General features: G+C 33.2%; 11 protein-coding genes. 1 reads left to right on the top strand and 10 read right to left on the bottom strand.

Going from position 1 to position 18,800, the window contains the following annotated elements:
• Nucleotides 1–37 precede the first annotated feature (37 nt).
• The 9 genes from MG292_RS06675 to MG292_RS06715 are packed head-to-tail and all read right to left on the bottom strand — an operon-like array spanning nucleotide 38 to nucleotide 16,918.
• Complete coding sequence (locus MG292_RS06675; protein ID WP_264533488.1) at nucleotides 38–7,222, bottom strand: LPD38 domain-containing protein; 7,185 nt, start codon at nucleotides 7,220–7,222, stop codon at nucleotides 38–40.
• A 27-nt stretch (nucleotides 7,223–7,249) separates the two neighbouring features.
• A complete protein-coding gene (locus MG292_RS06680) occupies nucleotides 7,250–8,725 on the bottom strand; it encodes a hypothetical protein (RefSeq protein WP_264533487.1) in 1,476 nt (491 codons plus the stop codon).
• Between the two features lie 12 nt (nucleotides 8,726–8,737).
• Nucleotides 8,738–9,337: a hypothetical protein gene (locus tag MG292_RS06685; RefSeq protein WP_264533486.1), complete on the bottom strand. Its 600-nt coding sequence runs from the start codon at nucleotides 9,335–9,337 to the stop codon at nucleotides 8,738–8,740.
• Between the two features lie 41 nt (nucleotides 9,338–9,378).
• A complete protein-coding gene (locus MG292_RS06690; protein ID WP_264533485.1) occupies nucleotides 9,379–9,780 on the bottom strand; it encodes a hypothetical protein in 402 nt (133 codons plus the stop codon).
• A 7-nt stretch (nucleotides 9,781–9,787) separates the two neighbouring features.
• Nucleotides 9,788–10,522, bottom strand: coding sequence for a hypothetical protein (locus MG292_RS06695; protein ID WP_264533484.1), 735 nt, complete (start codon nucleotides 10,520–10,522; stop codon nucleotides 9,788–9,790).
• A gap of 5 nt (nucleotides 10,523–10,527) precedes the next feature.
• Nucleotides 10,528–11,046: a hypothetical protein gene (locus MG292_RS06700; RefSeq protein WP_264533483.1), complete on the bottom strand. Its 519-nt coding sequence runs from the start codon at nucleotides 11,044–11,046 to the stop codon at nucleotides 10,528–10,530.
• 6 nt (nucleotides 11,047–11,052) lie between these two features.
• On the bottom strand, nucleotides 11,053–15,363 hold the full coding sequence (locus tag MG292_RS06705; RefSeq protein ID WP_264533482.1) for a thrombospondin type-1 domain-containing protein: 4,311 nt from the start codon (nucleotides 15,361–15,363) through the stop codon (nucleotides 11,053–11,055).
• Entirely contained in the window at nucleotides 15,363–16,208 is an 846-nt protein-coding gene (locus MG292_RS06710; protein ID WP_264533481.1) for a hypothetical protein, read from the bottom strand. The genes MG292_RS06705 and MG292_RS06710 overlap by 1 nt, the downstream gene beginning before the upstream one ends.
• Nucleotides 16,209–16,210: 2 nt before the next feature.
• The gene (locus MG292_RS06715) at nucleotides 16,211–16,918 is read right to left on the bottom strand and encodes a hypothetical protein (RefSeq protein ID WP_264533480.1); all 708 of its coding nucleotides are present in this window, start codon (nucleotides 16,916–16,918) and stop codon (nucleotides 16,211–16,213) included.
• Nucleotides 16,919–17,114: 196 nt separating this feature from the next.
• Between MG292_RS06715 and MG292_RS06720 the strand changes: the two genes are divergently transcribed.
• Complete coding sequence (locus MG292_RS06720) at nucleotides 17,115–17,660, top strand: NUMOD4 motif-containing HNH endonuclease (RefSeq protein WP_264533479.1); 546 nt, start codon at nucleotides 17,115–17,117, stop codon at nucleotides 17,658–17,660.
• A 77-nt stretch (nucleotides 17,661–17,737) separates the two neighbouring features.
• Here the strand turns inward: MG292_RS06720 and MG292_RS06725 are convergent, their stop codons facing one another.
• Nucleotides 17,738–18,775 (bottom strand): hypothetical protein, encoded by a 1,038-nt coding sequence (locus tag MG292_RS06725; protein ID WP_264533478.1) that lies wholly within the window; start codon nucleotides 18,773–18,775, stop codon nucleotides 17,738–17,740.
• Between the last annotated feature and the right edge of the window lie 25 nt (nucleotides 18,776–18,800).

Below are 18,800 nucleotides of genomic sequence, written 5' to 3' on the forward strand. Positions count from 1 at the left end.
CAAACCGCCATTTTTTAATTCTAATACAAAAAAGCCACTAATTACTAGTGGCTTTTTCTTTTTGTATTTGTTTCTCCGCTTCTAGATTTTTCCTTAATTCCCTAGCATATAAATAAATGTCTTTTGATATTTCCTTTCTCTTTGCGGTATCATCTTCATTATAAAAATTCTCAATTTTTGCTCTCAATATTTTTACTCTTTTATCTTGCCATTTACCTAATTCTGCAGTTAGCTTATAAACTGAATTTACAGAAACAGAATTACTGATTGGTATATCTCTTGCAAAACCAGTCTTTTTAATATCAAATTTATACTTACTATCTTCTCTTCCTAAATCACTAATACTTAACGCTAAGTCACCAAAATAAGTACCATAACTTTTGATAATATGATCTACATTTCTAGGATCTACTTCTAAGCCTCCTTTTTTCAATCCTTCCTGTATGGCTATACCTAACCTAGAAGCATCTTTAGCTCCTTTTCTAAGCTCTATCATTTTTCCAGCTTCAAACTGAGGAATGATTGGCCTATCAGTAAACATATTATAATTGGTGCTTACTTCAAAAATAGGCTTTAGTCCACCCAAAATTTGACTTTCCTCAACAGGTATTAATAATTTAGATAAAGTACCTCCAAACCCTTCAAAAGCAGTGTCGTAACCTTTGTATTTGCTTATGCTTCTATCTACTCCAGCAGATATAATACCTTGTTCAAAGGATTTAGGAATACTTATCCAATAATTAGAATTTGGTAATTTAAAGTTGTAAAACAAATCTCTTTGGTAGGCAGGTAGCTCTTCATATTCGTCATCATCTCCCATTGCGCTAACAAATAGTCTGAAGGCAATAGTAGGTAATACGGTATAAATAGCCGTTCTGTACATAAATCCAGAAGGGTCTTCTGTAGCTGATTTTTTAGTTCTAACCAAACCTTGTATTCCTGCATTTAAGAAAGGGATAAATTTATTAAGCGTTCTAATAGTGTGCCCGGCTACTGCAAAATCCATTAAGTCTCTTGCTTGATATGCCGCATACAATCCAGCATCGTAATCGTCTAAACCTTCTTTTTTCGCTTTTTTATAAGCCGACTTAAACTCTGCAATTCTGTTTAAGTTTTCTCCTTTTTCTAGTGCTTTTTTATAGTTGGTTCGTAAATTTCTAGGGTCCAACACAAGACCTCCGTTTGCTGTTATTTCTTTTACAGTACTTCTTAGTTTTTCTTTATAAGAATTCTTGTTAATTAAATAATACCCAGCCTGACTACCCCCGTAAATTTCAAACAGTTCTTTATCTTCGGCATTATGAATTAAGTCTTTAAACGTTCCATTAGTTCTACTTACTATTAATCTTGATTGAGTATCTCTAACGGAATTTCTAAGAGCAAAAACAGGGAAATTAGTAACTGTAAATCGGATAATATTAGCAGGTATGGATAACCACCAAACAAGTGACCAAGCAAGCGTGTTATCTGATAAAGATTCTAAACTGGTCAAACTATCAAATACATCCTGAGAGAATTGCCATTTTTGAGCTTCTCCATTAATGTATATTGTTTTGGAATTTTTATCACCCGCCTTAGAAGGCCTTGCAATTTGAGAAAAATCGATAGGAGTTCCATCTCCCATCTCTCTTAAATTGATCATAGGCTCAACAAAGGAACGCAATACTTCATTTCTATCACTTTCTTTGATGATATTTACAGTATTTTGCAATAAAGACAAGTAAGGATTTTGGATAAATTTAGTTCCTCCTTTTGCTTTTTTGATGATGTCCTTAACCGAAGCAATACCGCCAGCCATTTCGTTAAAAATAGGCACCTCTTCTTCCATTGGAGCATTTTCATTTACTCGCGCTAAAGAAACATAGTATTGGTTGTTTTGCTTTATTGTTTCGTACGATTCTTTTGATATTCTGCCTTTATCTACCGCATATTTCAATCCTGCATCAGCATAATCACGGTATCGTTTTGAAGCCTCTTTTATTCTTGAATACTTTTCTTTGTTGGTTTGTTTTAAAGATTCAAAGTCGTTTAAAAATCCTTGAGCCACATCAATATCCGAATTAACACCGGCGCCAATTCCTGTAAGATTATCTAATCTTCCAAATTTATTAGCATATTCAATAGTTCTTTCAGCAACAAGCAACTTTATAACGTCATCCATGTCTTCTTTAATTGTTTTTTCAGAAGTGCTATCTAAGCCTTCTAATAGCCAATCAATAGTCATTGGATTTCCATTTTTGTCTTTTAAGACGTTATTCTTTCCATCGGTAAGCCCATTGGATAGTATCGCATTTGTTTTTCCGTTTATTCCAGCAAATACTCTATGCAATATTTCAAAATTGTTTTTTGGAGATATGTTTTTAATGTCAGCTTTGTCTAATACAAACCTAAATGCTTTTTCCGCATTAACCATGGAATTAAACATGTGAGAATTTAATCTATCAAATGGCGTTAACGAAAACTGTCCGTCTTCTTTCTTAAATGAATTAAGCCATTCTTTAAAGCCATTTTTATCAGGTAGGTCACTATCTTCAATATTTGCAATAATTTGTTCTCCATACGAAGCGTTTGAGTAGTCTAAATAATCATCAGAAAGTTGTTTAATTACAGCTAAGGCATCTTTAGGAACAGTATTTTCAAAATGTTCAAATAATTTTGGAGCCATTAACTTTGCTTGATTTGAATTTACAATGTAAGCTCTTGTAAATTCAGCTAAACCTTCTCTTTCTAAATATATTTTCTTTCTATCACTAGACAAACGACTTGGTGGATTTGAACCTCCTCTGTCGTAAAACCATCTCAATTCATTTTTTGTAGCAGCAATATCCGTAGACGGAATAGTTCCAAGCAAGTTAAATTTATCGTCTATGAAATGACCTAATTCATGAGAAACGGTATCAATATCTCCTGCTCTTGTTATTCTCGTTAGGGCATTTGTAGAGTTGTAAGTTCCTAAAGATCTTGCGCGGGAAGATTTACCATAAATTAAAGTTGCCTTTAAGCCTTTTGCAGCATCTTTAATTATTTGCGGTAGTTTTTTTGGAGTGTTTTTAGATTGTTTTTTTTCAGGCTTTATTCTTTCGGTAATAAGAGTAGATTTTCTATCTTGAGTAGAAGCCTGTTCTGTGTTTATTTCTTCTCCTTGTCGCTCTTTTCCTCTTGTTGTTTCTTTTTCTCCAGAACGTTCTTGAACGCTATTGCTTTCAATCGTTCCGCTCGGCTCATTGGTTTTTGATTGTCCTCGTTTTTCATAATATTCTTCTGTTTTTGATTCGTATTCTTTTTCAAAATACGCCATAGCTTCCTCATCGGTTAATTCACTTATATAATCATCTTCTGCTTTTATAGCTTCATATTGCGCAAATTCTTTTTCGGTTAATGAACCTAAGAAAACACGCATTTCTTCTTCTTGCAGCTTTATTTTATTTTCATTACCAATGTTAATTACTGCCTGCTGAACTTCTTTAGTGCTTCCAAATGAATTAATAATATCAATCAATTGGTTTCTAATCTCTTGTTGGTCTAATTCTGTTTCAGAACTTTGCCAAATTTGTTCAGAGAGTTTTTCAACTGATGGCAATGTTTCTTTAGCTGATTGATTAGTAGCCCATTTGCTATCTGTATTTCCAGCTTCTGATGATAATGATTCATAAGAAATTTTAGATCCTGTAGCTAGCGCATGTAATGCCGCTTCATATTCATTACTAGGAGTAAAGTTAGTTAATATTTCTTTATTCTTTTTGTTTACTTCATTTTCGGTTTCTAAACCAAGTGCTTCTGATTCAATTGATGCCCAGTTACCGTTTTTTCGAAGTTTTGTTTTAGTAATAATTTTTCCGGTTTTTTTGTCTTTACTTTTATAAGTAGCTTCTACAAATTCCTCAATCGGCTTACCGGTTTTTGAGTTGCGAATACCTGTTACAATTCCATTCTCTATATCAACATCAAAGGCAGTGGATTCTCCTGTTTTTGGATTTTTTACTTTTGAAGAAGTTATGGTTTTAGTTTGAATATTACTTTTGTCCGGAATATTTTGGCTCGCTTCCGCTTCATTAGGCTTGTTCTTTTTAACAATATCGTCAATTACATAAATGGTGCCATTAGCATCTTTTAAAACATTTCTAGGCCTTAAATCGGATACAGTGTATTGTTCATTTTTAAATGTATGATCATTTACTTTCTCAAAGCCAATAGAAGCCATGTGGTTATCAATATCTTCCTGTGTAGCTTGATCTGCGTTTAAAACAAAGTCTTGTTTTAAAATAGGCTCAATATACGGTGTCTTATCTTTGCCTTTATCAATTCCTGTAAATCCAACTAATTCGTATTGTGTTTCTGGAAATATAGAGTTATGTCCCTCTAGTCCTTCAAAGAATGACGAAAGAGTATTTTGATGGTTCGATAAATTATTTGATTTGTATAGTGTTTGCTCCTTTTTATTGTAAACAATTGTATTTTCATTTCCTCCGATATTTGTCGGAGTTCCAAGAGAGTAAAAATCTTTAACCCATAAATCTTTTTCTTTAGCAAACTTTAAGGCTTCTTCTTTTTGAAGATCTTCTATTTCAAATCGGGTGAGGGGTCTTTGGAGTTTTTCTTCATCCGCTCTAGTTCTTTCTCCCAATCTATTGAGCGCTTCTTGCTCTCGGCTATATATTTCATTGCCGCTTCCGAGTTCTTCTGGTGTGCCGGAGTTAGATATTTTGGTTTGTTGCTCATCACTTACAAATTTAGGATTATTTTCATTATTTACAACTTTTTCTTCTTTAAAAATAGCAACTGCTTCTTTACTAATTTGCTCATCATTTAATGAAATATTTTTAGTCCCGTCAGGATTTAGTTCTTTCATTAATTTACGTTGTGCCAAATCTTTTAAACGGATTTGTTCTTCTGGGGCTAGTCGCCCAATTTCTGCCGATGCGCCTCGTTGTAATAAATCTATTCTTCTCTGTTCGGTAGTATCAAATTCTGTCTTTAGGTTGGCTATAATTTGATTCTTCAAATCATCTTCTAAATTATCGTCAAATTTGATTTTTTCAGCTTTACTTTTAATTTCAGCTTGTGTTTTTTCTATACTTACAATTTCTTTAAATTGATCATTAGATAGAACAGAAATATCCTTAACTGATTTTTTAATTAACGATTCTACTTCGGTTTTTGCCTTGTCTAAATTCTCCTGGATAATCAATTTTGTATCAGAATCTAATTTCGGATTATCTAATTGGGCTTGTAGTTTTAATGCCTTAGCGCTTGCTTCTTGAATTTTATTATCTGTTGTAAATGGTTTGATTGTTTGCTTATAATTAGCAGCAATAAATGGAATAATAAATCCCATAGCCCCACCGGCAGCACCAGCATCAATCATTCCTTCAGTAAAAGGCTTTCCATCAATTATGTTTTCAATACCCTGTGTTCCTGTTTCATCTAAAGTCTCAGTTACCCCGCCTTCAATTGAAGCTCCAAGATAGTTCTTTGCTCTATTCCACATTCCTTTTGCTATCTCTCTTCTTTCTAAATCAGTAGCACTTGAAATAACCCTTCCAGCATTTTTAAGTACCATTAAATCTACGGCCGCACTTGCTGTTTCTGCTAATCCATATCCAAGAGGATGAAGTAACATTTCGGTAGTTGAATATTTTTTTTCTCCTCTTTGAACCTCGCCACGCATATCTTCAAATTTCGATCCTAATGCGGTCGCTCCGATACCTGCAATTCCAGCAGTTCCAGTTGAAATTAACGCTAAAATTGGTATTTGTTTGGCCCCAACATCATTCATTAACCAATCGCCAAAGTCAGAAAGGCTATTAATGTTTTCTACAGAAATTGGTTTTTCTATTTCGGAAGCAATTTTTTCAGACAACATTTTCGTGTCTTTAGAAGCGTCTTCAAATAAACCTCCTGACTTTAAACCAGTTGCTTTACTAATTGCTTTAGCGCCATAATCTAACGCGCCAAATGCGCCGCTAATCAAATCAGTACTTGCTACGGCTATGTTTCCAGAAAGGTTTCCCCACAGGCTGTAGTTTCTTTTAAAAATATCAAGGTTATCCGTTACGTTTCCAATGTTATTTCGGTTGTTTACGTATTCGTTTATGGTCTGTAATCCTTCTGATTCAACTTGTTTTAACAGCGCTACTTTCTCGTTAAATGATTGTTTTAATTCATCTGTAACACCTATTTTTTTAGCTTGCTCTTGGAGATTTTCTATTTCTGTTTGTAATCTAGTATGAGTTACCTCTTGTACTGCTTGTTTGTTTAAAAGAATTTTTTCTTTCTCATCAATAGAAGCCAATTTACCTTTTTCAAAATCAGCAAATTTACTTTGTAAAACTCCTCCATCAATATCATCTTGTTCTTGTAGATAGTCTTTTTGTCTTGAAGCTAGATAAGAATCAGTTTTTTCCTTAATAAAGAACTCCTTTGCTTTTTCTAAACGGTCTTCTTGAGTTACTTTAGGAATAGATTTATTATTCTTAATTGCGTCCTTTTTTAATCGTAAGAAATATTCGTCAGCTTGTTTTAGGTTCTTTTCAAGTGGTTTTTTCGCTTCAATTAATGGAATTGTAGGTAGATCTCCGCCTAAAGAATTAATAAATTTCATTGGGGTATTAGCAAAATCGACAACATTGTTTACTGCTTTTTTCGCGCCTTCTCTCAACACGTCGGTCCATTCGTTGTTGTCAATCTCACTATTTAGTTCATCTTTTGCTCTTAAAACATCATCATCCGTAACAGTTGATGTTTTGCTCATAAAGTCTTGATACTTACTTAAAAAGTTAGGGTCTTTTTGTAAATCTTCTTGCTTTTTAATGGCAATAGCATTTTGAGTTTGTTTTTTTTGTAACGCTGAAATTTCATTAGTAGCAGCGTTAATTTCGTCCATATTTTCTGGAGTAACTTTTGTATTTAAAAGTTTGTTTTTTAGCTGTAATATTTTTACAGGTTTCTTTTCTGAATATTTTGGTTCGTTTGAAGAAATATTTAAATCATAGCCTTTTTTAAGGGTAGCCATACCATTATTTTCGTTTGTACCCAAAGAACCATTTCCTGGTGCCAAATCCCCATTTTCTTTTTGAGAAGTAGAAACGGAATCGTCTTTTTTTTTTACTGTATCTTGTGTTCCAAATTTTTCTATAAAAGCGTCTTTCATCGCAATTATATCCTCCTTGCTACTTCCTGATTCTGCCATTTTCATAGCATTTTCATTCAGTTTTTTTAACATATTTGGCTGTAACATATTTTTTTTTTTTTATTCTATTATATTGCCATATTGGTCAAATTGAATCTGAGAAGATGAAGAAGACTGTTTTATGTTTACTCTATTCAGTAATGCTTTCTTAAATGCTTTTGGGCTTTTAAAAGGATTTCCATTATCATCAGTCATTAACATCATGTATTTACCTATTTTATTTTGGTCTTTATTTGAGCTTATTGTAATTTGTTTTTCTTTCTTTGCTCCCATATCATCAGTATAATACTTAGTTCCCGACATGACAACTTCTTTTGTTTTTGGATTGACATAAATATCTGTAATAACCTCATTAACAGTTTTAGAAGGTGAAAAATTTACACCCCCATCAGGAATATTATAGACTAAACTTCCATCCGAAGCACCATTAAATTTTGCATCTTTCCCGCCTTTAATAATCCCAGTATTTATTATTTCGCCTATTGAAACTCCTTTTTTAATTTTACTTTTTTCAAAATTTAATCTTCTATTAAATTGATTATTCCTTTGAGCTCTATCTAAGTCTGAATTTTCATCTTGATAGTTTTTAGTTGAAAAGTCTTTAGTGTCATAAGAATTTAACAATTTATCTTTTAGTTTATTTTTTAAATCATTAAAAGTAGTTTCATTAAATCTTTTAGGGTCTAGCTTTAACGTATCTGCTATATACGACTTAGCGGCATCTGTCATTGTAGAGTAGTTTTCTCCTAATAAATCATTTATTTCATTAGATAAACTTGGTATTTTTTTGGGATCAAAGCCATTTGTTTCAACCGTAATATATGTTCCGTCTGGATTGTATTTCTTTTCTAATTTTCCGTATCTAGATTTAGTAGATGTTAGCCATGCATTCTCGTTAAATGTTTTTTTGAAGCTCCCTATTTTTTCAGGATTATTTAAATCTTCTAAGCTAAATTCATCGGGTATTCCATCACCATCTCTATCAAATGAGCCTCCGTTAAATCTAACTTTTACATTTCCACTATCGTCAAGCACATAATCGTATTTAATTTCTCCAATCAGCTTATTATAATCTTGGGCATACGTGCCATTTAAATAGGGACTTAAAGTTCCGTCTTGAAGTCCTTTGGCTAATTCAGCTCCTTTGGCAATAACCCCTTGTCTTAAATAATTTATTCTTTCGATTGATTTTTTAATGTTATTTTGTTTAACTTTTAAGCTAACGTCGCTCGGGTTTGCTTGCATCTGCTTATCTAACTCCATTACTTGTTCGGCTAATCCCCCTGGCCCATCTACAAAAGCAATTAATGGCTCGTCATGATTAGAATATCCAGTTAAGGAGTAACTAAGTTTAGATTCTTTAAATCTTCTTTCGAGGTCTGCTTGTTCTTTATCTTTTCTGGCCTGATCTAAAGCATCAATTTGTCTTTGCTCTTCACGATAGGCAAAATCCATCTTCTCAATTCCTTGAATTGTTTCTCCAATATTTGCTTTTATTGGGCTTATTGTTGCGTATGCGTTACTTGCGTTTGCCATTACCGATATTTATTAAAATCTAGGGGTTTTAAATTCCCAATCAATACCTTTTTCTGGAGTCCAGCTTGGAGAAACCCATCCTTTTCCTTTCCCTTTATCTTGTATTTTTTCAAGCCCTCTGCCCAAATATGCAGCAGAAGATAAAGCAGAGCTAAATCCATTCCACATATCTTGTCTTCCTGTCTCAACTTGAGAAGATAATCCGGCTATGTTGGCAATATCTCTATTTTCTGTAATTCCTTCAATCCTAGCGTTATCTTGAGCTATAGCATAATCTCTTTTTTGAACTTGACCGTCAAGCATTTGGGCTGCTTGCTGGTTTATTTGATTTGTGGTACCTACAATTTTAGGAATCCCCCCAATAACCCCTCTAATTCCGCCTAATTGTGTAGCGTCAATTAAATTAGCCGATGTACGCGCGTTTTCTTCACGTAACAAGTCAGAACCCATTGTACTTATTTGAATATCTTTGTAAGCATTATCAAGAGTTTGTCTCTCATAATCGCTTAACTCGTTTTTAGCCTTTCTAGATCTATTAGCCCCATCAATCGCTTGATAAGCACTTAATCCTACTCCAATCCCTCCAATAATTGCCGATGTTACTGCTGCCATAATAAAAATCTATTTATAATTACAAATATAATAGAAAAAATTTATAGTTTAATCATTAACTCTTTAGTATTTTCACTTCCAATAACATACCCACATTCTTTAAACCTATTTATAAGGTTTTGATTCTTCACAGATGTAAAAATTATTTCGAAACCTTTTGACTTGGCAATATAATTTAGCTCGTTAATTAAAAAGCAAATAGCCTCTTTACGGTCTTTTTCTTTGTATTCTGGATTAGAAACTATAAACTCCATCCAGGCCATTTTAGAATTGGTAAAGAATAAATATCCAGCACAAATATTAATACCGTCTTTATATACCATTATACCTCCGCGACCTTCGTCAGGTAAGTACTCTTTTTTTGGTGCCGGAAAGCGCCAAAACTTCCAATACTCAACAAGAGTAGGGTAGTCTTCGTCAGTTAATAGCCTAATTTTAAACATAGTTTTATTATGTTATTTGTAATGATTGAACAATATTTGAAGAAATGGCAAACAACTCTCCATTTGTTGAATCTTCATTTTCAAGAGTTACTTCCATGTAATAACCTCGCATTTCTTCTCCTTCTATTCTTGAGTTTTTAAGAGAGTAGGAGTATAGCCCAGGCACCGGAACGGAAATTATTTGATTAAGGGTTACGGTATTATTAACTCTGTCTATACTTACTATCGCCCCGATTAATTCTTGATTGCTTACGTTAATTTGATAAAGTTGATCTCCAATATTTATTAAGTCAGGAATCATTGCAAAAGAAATAACTAATCCCGTATAGCTTACTATAACACCAATCCCTTGTGCTGAATTTCCAGACAAACTACCTTGAGTTTGATCGCCTCGGATAAAAGAAAACTGTCGGCTTTCCCTTGTGTTAAACTCGTCTTTCTTTATTTCTCCTTGAGTTAGGTTGGTTTTCAGAGTAGCTTTCCATTTCTCATTAGATTCCAGTGCTAAAGTTTTGAAAATCTTGTCATCAGCACTCGCTTCATTAAATACAGTTTTGATACTAGTTTTATCTTGTATTCCGTAAAAATTATTTCTGACCGGATTCTCAATATCATTTTGGAGCCATAGTTGGCCGTTCTTGATTGTCAAAAACTTATTGTTTAAATTTAAAAAACCATCAGGGATGTATCTCCAAAACGAAGTCCATCCTTTATTGTTTTCGCTATGTGTTATGGTATGCATATTTTTTAATTTAATACAATATCTAATCCAGCACTTCCGCTTCCGCCTAATCCATTTCCTGAAACATTAATTGAATAAGAATATGTTCCGGGTGGTAAATCAACATAATTCCCAGACTTTGTAGTTCCTGTCGAATTATTTCTTTCTGCATACATCGAAACTCCATTTACAGTAGCATTTACCCATACATTAGTTGAGTTATTTGTATAAACACTAGCTGAAGCTTTAATTCGATAAGTACCGCCAATAACAGTTATAGTTCCAGAAGCGGTACCGCCACCTCCCGGACCTCCATTAAATGGCGATACACTAAAAGATATTACGTCTGAAACATTAATAGAAGGGCCTTGCGGAACCGTACAAGAAACAACTGATTGTAATAATCCGTTGACTTGTTGTCTATAATTTGTCGTGTCAGAATAATATCCGTCTGGAGCTTTTGTGGTTAGCGCAGCGTCTGTCCAAACAGCTGTAGCTGTTGAAAAACTTGCAGTATCAATATAATAATTTGAATTTGAAGCCATAATTGTTTAGGTTAAAGGGTTAAAGTCACAAGCGCTTTGTGAGTCTGCCATATCATAATTTAAGTTAATAGATTGTCCTACCACTGTCGTGCAAGATCTTGTTTCTGAAAGCACAGGACATGCCGTTCCTCCATTTGAAGCAGGAGTGATTACTGTCCTTGTTCTGCTTTGACTTCCATTAGAACATTCAGACCAATCCGACCAATCTGAAACAACGCAGTTTACAGGATTACAAGCTATACAAGAAGTAGCCCCGTTAGAAGCGTCATAACAAAGTGATATTTGAGTTGAATTAACATCTCTGTAATCCCAAATCAAGTATAGTTTTTGAGCATTAGACGATCTTGAAAACACAAAATTTCCAGCAAATGTATTTTGATTAACGCCTTGCGTAGTTTCTGTAAGAGTTAAAAAATTAGCGCTTTGAATTAGTTGGTTCAATGTAGCTTCTGTATAATCAATAGTTGATATTACATAGCCAATGCGATTTTGTTTTAATGGTAAAAACTCCCCCGTACTTGTTGTTTCTTTTAGCGATTCTATTGTAACTAAATCGTTTTGTTTTGGAAAAGAATTTTTTCCTTCGTACCCAAATGTTCTCTCAAATTTTGTAATTGGAAAAGCCGAAAATATATCTTCATTCTGTATTGAAGTATTTGATCCTGCCTTGAATTTATTTGTAATGGTTTTATTTAAATCGCTTTCGTCATTTAACACTACGTAAACAATTTCCAACGGAATACCTATCGGGCAATTATTTGCTATTGAAAAGCTAACTAATCCACCAACTGGAGTAATAGTAATATTAGCAAACTCAGCATTTAGGTTGCTTCTGTTTATAACCATATTCCCACTTCCGCTAAGTCCAGACATTACAGATGTAACTCCATCGTGAACAACTTCAATTGTGGCGCTGCCTTCAGAAATTACGTAGTTTAATGTTAGTTGCCCTGTAAACGAGTTTAATTCTAAAATATAACTAAAAGGCTCTTGAAGTTTATTTTTTACAATTTCGGTACCGCAATTATAAGTAGGAGTTTCGACTATGTTTTCTCCGATGGTAAAAGTTGTTAAGTCAAGGAACGGATCATAACCAGAAATTATCTTCCCTTTTGTTCTATTAGTGAATAAATCTCTAAAGAAATTTCTTAATCCGTATGTTATTTCTTCAATACCATCATTTGATAATCGGATAATACTTCCATTTCTAATAGAAGCATATTTTATTCTTCCATTTCCATCTACCGAAAAGCTATCTGGGTTAATTCCAATACCATTATTGCCAGCATAAGGAATATACTGCCCTAAAATACCACCGCCAGTAGTGATTGCAGAATTTCCGTCTGCTGTGTAAATAGCTTGTTTATTAAACAATACTTTTCCGGACTTATTTTCTTGCAGTACTACAATATCATTTTCTCGGCTATGTAGTAATTGAATACTTCCGTTTTGCTTATCAATATCGTCTTTAAAGTTAGCCATTGATAAATTGAAAACATTTAAACCATTGATTGAAGAACTCTCCACATAAGGTTCGCTATAAGTTAAGTCTGCAAATCGTCTAACTGATTTATATTCCTCAATAGAAACTGCCGAAGGACGAAGGTCTATGTTTAAATACGGCTTATTGAAACCGTCTTTTACAATGTAACTTTCTACGCCATTCTTCATACTGTAACAGTTGAAAAAATCTAAATCAATTTCTGCTGGTAATAAACTTGTTTGGTTTTGCAAGTTGCCTTGGTGTAGTCCGTTAATAATATCAAAAGTCTGTTCAGTTTCGAAATAAATATCTTGCTCGTCTGACTTTTTTTCTTCTGTTTCAAATATCAAAACCCCGTTTGCAGCTCTAATGGTAACGGTTGCGTTTAAGTATGATGGGTGTTGTCCGTTACCATTTAGCTCGTTATGTATTCGAAGGTATAAAGCGCCGTTTGGGTCGTTTACAAATCCTCCTAGCACAGAGTCTTCTCCTCTAACAACTCCATTGGTTGGGAAGCTAAAATCTCCCGTATTATTATTTACTTCGGCATTGTACCACGCTTGAAAGTTGCTATAATCTGCGCTAACATAAAAGGTTTTGATAAACTCTTTGCTACCTCCGTTACTCCCATATTTTTTATTAGTAATTTCTATATCAATCCTTGAACCTTGTTTTATGGGAATATCAACATAAGCATTTTCTACTTTATTGCTAAATTGACCAATGTACATATCAAAACTATCTCCTTTACTTGCCTTGGCGCCAATTCTCGTGACTATTCCTTCTTTAATGTAGTCCATTGAAATACCTGCCGGGGTTTTAATCTTCATATAAATCCCAGGTAATTCTTTAATGATATTCCCGTCTAAATCAACATTCCCTTCGATAAACTCTTTTTCTTTAGTTTCAATTTCTAAAACTTTTACTCTAGTTAAATTCTCAACAAATCCATTTGTATCTGACTTGAAAATAAGAGTATCTCCGACCTTTACCTTGTCTTTATTTTCTCCTTCAAGTTTTATCCATCGAAACAACCCATCTACATAAAATGTAGTAGCGTAAATAGCTTGGTATGATAGTTTTTTTTGTTTAACTACTATTTTATATCGATCGGCAAATTTTGGCGGTTTATGGGAAATGGCAACCTTAATTTTATTTTTAGACAGCGCTAATTCATGTGGTATAAATAGAGTGTTTTTAAACTGTGTCAATACGGTTGTAGACCTATTAAATTCATCCATATAAACAAATCCAACCTCATAACTTCTGTTGGTTTTAAGAGTAGATACATCTCCGTCCTCATAAAATAAAACACTGGAAACATTTGTAAACTTCCAGTTTATTATTTGATTAGAACCTCCAGAAACAGTGTAATTTAATGATATTGATTCTATAGTTATAGAGGTGGCTGTAGCGTCATGTATTGTAAACGTAGTATTTGAATCTAAATCTGAATTAGGTATTTCTGTAATAGTGTAATTTGACAAAAATAAATTTGTCATGTATTGTGTGATAAAAAATACAAAATCTTCATCAACTGCGAGTTCTGTGGCATTTTTAAAGTCCTTTGTAAGCAAGTATGAAACCGTATTATTATAGCTAATAGGAGGAGACTGATTATTTTCTAAGTTAATAAACAAGGTTATTTCGCTACCAGACTTTAATTTGCTAGACCCAAAATCAATAACTAATAAATCATTTTGGAATTGATTGGTCCCAATTGAGTAGCCTAAATTATTGCCTTCAAAATTTTTAGAATTTAAACTTAAATTATAATCTAGTTTAAATTTATTTCCGTCGGCTAATGCTAAATCGAAACCCTCTTCAAAGTTTCCAAAAACCCCAATATTACCTATTAAAGTTAATGCTTTTGCTTTGATTGGGACATTATCAAATGATCGGTATAGTTCTCTTTCAGGTAAGGCAGAGTACAGTTTGTTATTTGAAAAAACAAATGATTTGCTTTGGCTGTCCCCCCATTTTTGAGTTTCCTTATTGAACGTTTCGACTAAATATAAAGCATTTGAGTTACTCTCTTTCGCAATAATTTGAACATCTGTAACTCTTTTGTCTCCCGTGTTTATTGTAACGTGTATAGCGTTAAAATAGTTCGCCATTCCTACGTTTTCTAAAGAGCCATAATCTAATTTAAAACTATTTGGATAAAAGTTATAGTTTGAGAAAGAAGAAAGGGCAGAGTATTCTCCATCTAAATATTTGTATCTATAAGAAAATGATAAGAACTTTTCTTCTAAATTATTTCCTGCGTTGTCAATAAATGTCGGTATGGTTGTCGGTGCGTAACGTGGTGGTTTTTTAATTAAATAAATATCTTCTTTTTCAAATCCGTTTTCGGCCCATGTTTTTGCTCTTTCGATATTGAAGCACAAGGGTTGCATATTGTCTTCGGTCATCAAAAACAATTCTTTGTTTACGCCTTCGGTGCTTAAAATCTGTATTCCGGTACAAAAATAATCGGCTTTTAGATTAAATACTCTAGTACTTAAAGGTCTTGTGTCTTTTAAAACAAATGTGGCTATGTTATTGGTAAAATCATATTCAATTAGAAAGCAGCCAGAATCCGACAACACAAGCCAATACACTCTATTTCTTGAAGGATGCGAATACCCTCCCATGTAGATTGGGTTTGTACCTATATTTAAGTTGGTTAGTTTTTTATTACTGTATGACTTTTTTACAGAACCCTCTTCCAAAGATTCGTTATTAAAAACAATTGCGTTATACGCTTCTCGATATTCGCCATCTGGTAATAGCCTGTTATCAACATCGAGCTGCATTCTTCCTTGATTGTATGTTCTTCTAGTTATAGGCATTATATCGTCATTGAACGGGAGCGAAGTACTCTCGATATTTGTAATAAATTGAAGTCGGCACGTGCTATTTTTGCTTGATGTAGTGTCGTTCTATATCTTTGTAGCGCACGTTGTTTTTCATTGGCTGGAACGTTTCTTTTTCTCTCAATACATGAAAAGTATATCCAGTTTTCAATAGTCTCTCTTAGGTATTTATGAACGGTAATTTCTTCTTCTAAAAGTTCTGCTTGTAATCCGTCTGAAGTATATTCAATTACTACTTCTCGATCTGACAAATCAGAACTAAACAAAATTGTTCCTCTTCTTTCATCAATAGTAAACTCTCCGTATTTGCTTAATTTTGATGTATTAAGTGTAGGTTGGTATTCATCACTAAATACGTATGTTTTAAAAGGTTTAGCATAGCCATTAGAACTATCTGCTGTTAGTGTATTTCCGTTACTATCAAATAATAATTCAGCATTATTATCTTGTAAATAACCAGTAGCTACACTTATGTTTCGATTTACATCTAACGGGTATAGTTTAAAACTACCATCACTTGCATCTTGAATTACAACCGATATTCTAACATAGTTTACATAGTCTTGCGGTAAAACCCAAGATAGGTGAGTGGGCACCGTAACCTCAATTGCTAAGACGTCATTTGCGGCTTGCCTGTTAACAGTTCTAATCGCTTGCTTGGCATAGTTGATAATTCTAGACCGCTTTACGTTCTTAATGTATGAATCGTCGTCCTCAGCTTCTAAAAGCATGTTATCAACGATTGTTTTTAAAGAAGTGAATTGATAGCCTCCGTGAAGGCTTTCATTATCATAGTATTCTTTTTGTTCTTGCCATCCCATAATTAAGAAGCGTTATCTTGGTTAAAGTCTAGTGTTTCCTTTGCAGCCGCTAATTGTGTTAAATCTGCTTCTTTAAGGTTTATTCCGAAGCGTTTTAAAGTACCTAAAACAACTTTATTTTCTTCGCTTGGGTGTAAGTCTATATCTTGGAAATCTCCAGCAGAAGGGTTAAATAATTCAGTTCCACTAACAAATGTGTAAGTCCAGTTAGGAACTTTAGGATTTCGTAAATACGAAATTTTCAAATTGCTTCTTATAGAAGTTGGAGCAATTCTTAATTTGTTCCCTACCCTAAGACCTATTGGGTTTTCTACTGTTGGAGTTGCGTCCTCGTATCTAAGTAATAATTTAAATTCTCTATTGTGTTTACAGAATTCAACTTCATTGTAGTTTAAATAATGAACGCTGTCTATGTAGCGTAAGTTTGCTGGTAATTCAAAATATGGAGCAGTATAGTTTAAACAAACGTCTTCCTCTAAAAAGTAAAGTATTTTTTCTCTGATTCGGTCGGGTAAGTTTTCGAATCCACCATTAATAAGCCCTCTATTTTCTCTGTTTAGCATTCTATTGACTTCGTAGAAATATTCTTCTACAATCTCATTAACAACATCATATATCGCTAATCTTAAATCTGTTGGTTTAACATTCCCTCTAATGTCTGAATTAGATAATGTTAATACCGTTTTGTATATTCTATCGATTGAGATCACTTGTCAGTTATTTTAATTTTATGTAAAAATAAAAAAAAATATGTAACAAATGTGTATTTAATATGATATTTTTATGTAATTTTGTGATGCTAGTTTGTTAATATGAAATTACAAATAAATACCCGATTACTCACATTGCCTTCTGTCAGTACTTGACAAACGGACTAGCCTTTGTTTGTAGTCGGGATTTGTTGTTATGGAAAATCAAATAGAAATTTGGAAAGATATTCCTGGTTATGAGGGCTTATATCAAGTAAGTAGTTTAGGTGATGTTAAGAGCTGTTCTAGAGTTAGAAAAGGAGGAAGGCACGATTGCGTAAGGACTTATAAGGAAAAACAGCTTAAAACTACTAAAAATCCTTATGGGTATATTTACGTACAATTATATGGTGAAAATCACACTAAAAAATATTTCACACACAGATTGGTTGCTTTAGCTTTTATTTTAAATCCAGAAAATAAACCTTCTGTGAATCACGTTAACGGAATAAAACACGATAACCGTGTTGAAAATCTTGAATGGGTAACACATTCGGAAAACACAAAGCATGCTTTTAACTCAAATTTAATGAAAATTAAATACGGTGAAGATTCTAATAATTCTAAATTAACAGAAAAACAAGTCTTAGAGATTAGAAAATATCAAGGTATTGTTTCGCAAGCTAAATTAGGTAAAATTTATGGCGTGGGTCAAGATACCATTTGCAAGATAATGACTAGACGTAATTGGAAACATATCTAATAATAAAAAATGCCTGCCGTTAAGCAGGCATTTTCATCTGGAAAAAGTCACTAAAAAACTAAAAATAGTGGTTATCTTTATTCGGCTAGCTTTTTAGCTAACCAAACTTCATCGTTTTTATATCTAACCGGAACCTCTGTTTTGAATTTATTTACATAATCCTCTTGAAGTTGTTCCAGTGTAGATTTTTCATCAAAACCTTTCGATTCTTCTGATTCTTCTGATTCATCATTTTGACTTGTAGAAGAATGTGAAACGGTAGTTTTCGGACTATTTGAAGCCTCTAATTGTTTTTTTAATTCAGCAATCTCGGCATCTTTCTCGCTTAGTAATTTTTCAGCATCTAAATTCTTAGCTGCTTTTTTCTCTTTACTTACTAATCTTGTATTAAACTCTTGAAGTAATACTTGCGCTTCTTTTGTTTCATTAGTAAGGTAGCTAGTTAGCTTGTCTAATCCGTTTTCGCCTTGAGCTACATGCAAAATTAATCCGTCATTGTCTGACCATACAATTGCGGTATGTGTTGGGTTTAATTTGATAATTCCAGAAACAAATGCCAATCCGGCAACGTATTTGGTTTCATAATTCTCAGCACTCATAGCATCGATAATTACGCTTGGAGTTTTAATTGCAACTGCTTTTAATTCAGAAGCGCATTGAGTGTATGATTTACCAAATGAGCTTAATCCAAAAATAGCCATTGATATTGCTTTAACTTTGATTTCGTCAGATTCTTTAATAAGCTCCAATGCTTTTTCAATATTGTCAAATCCTGATAGTTTTTCAGCAGCTTCTCCTTCTTCAGAATAAATGAAATACTTTTTACCAAACCAAGGATGTGTTTTTAAGTAGTTAATTAAAGCTACATTTGATTCATCCACAGATAAATCCGTTTCTCCAGTACTAGGATCAAATTCAAATAAAGGAACGTCAGCTTGTTTTAAATCTTTGTTTTTAGCATGTACGTCCTCCACAAAACAAGAATCTTCTCCTGGGAAATACCCAATGAATTTATTTCCTTTGTCTTCTTTTGGAGCCATAACGCTGTTTTGCGGAATTGACCACGTAGATGGTTTTTTTTCTTGTAAGTCTAGTCTAAAAATAACTTTTGCCATTATGTATTTTTTTTTAAATTAATAA

The organism is Flavobacterium keumense (assembly GCF_029866485.1).
GTDB lineage: Bacteria > Bacteroidota > Bacteroidia > Flavobacteriales > Flavobacteriaceae > Flavobacterium > Flavobacterium keumense.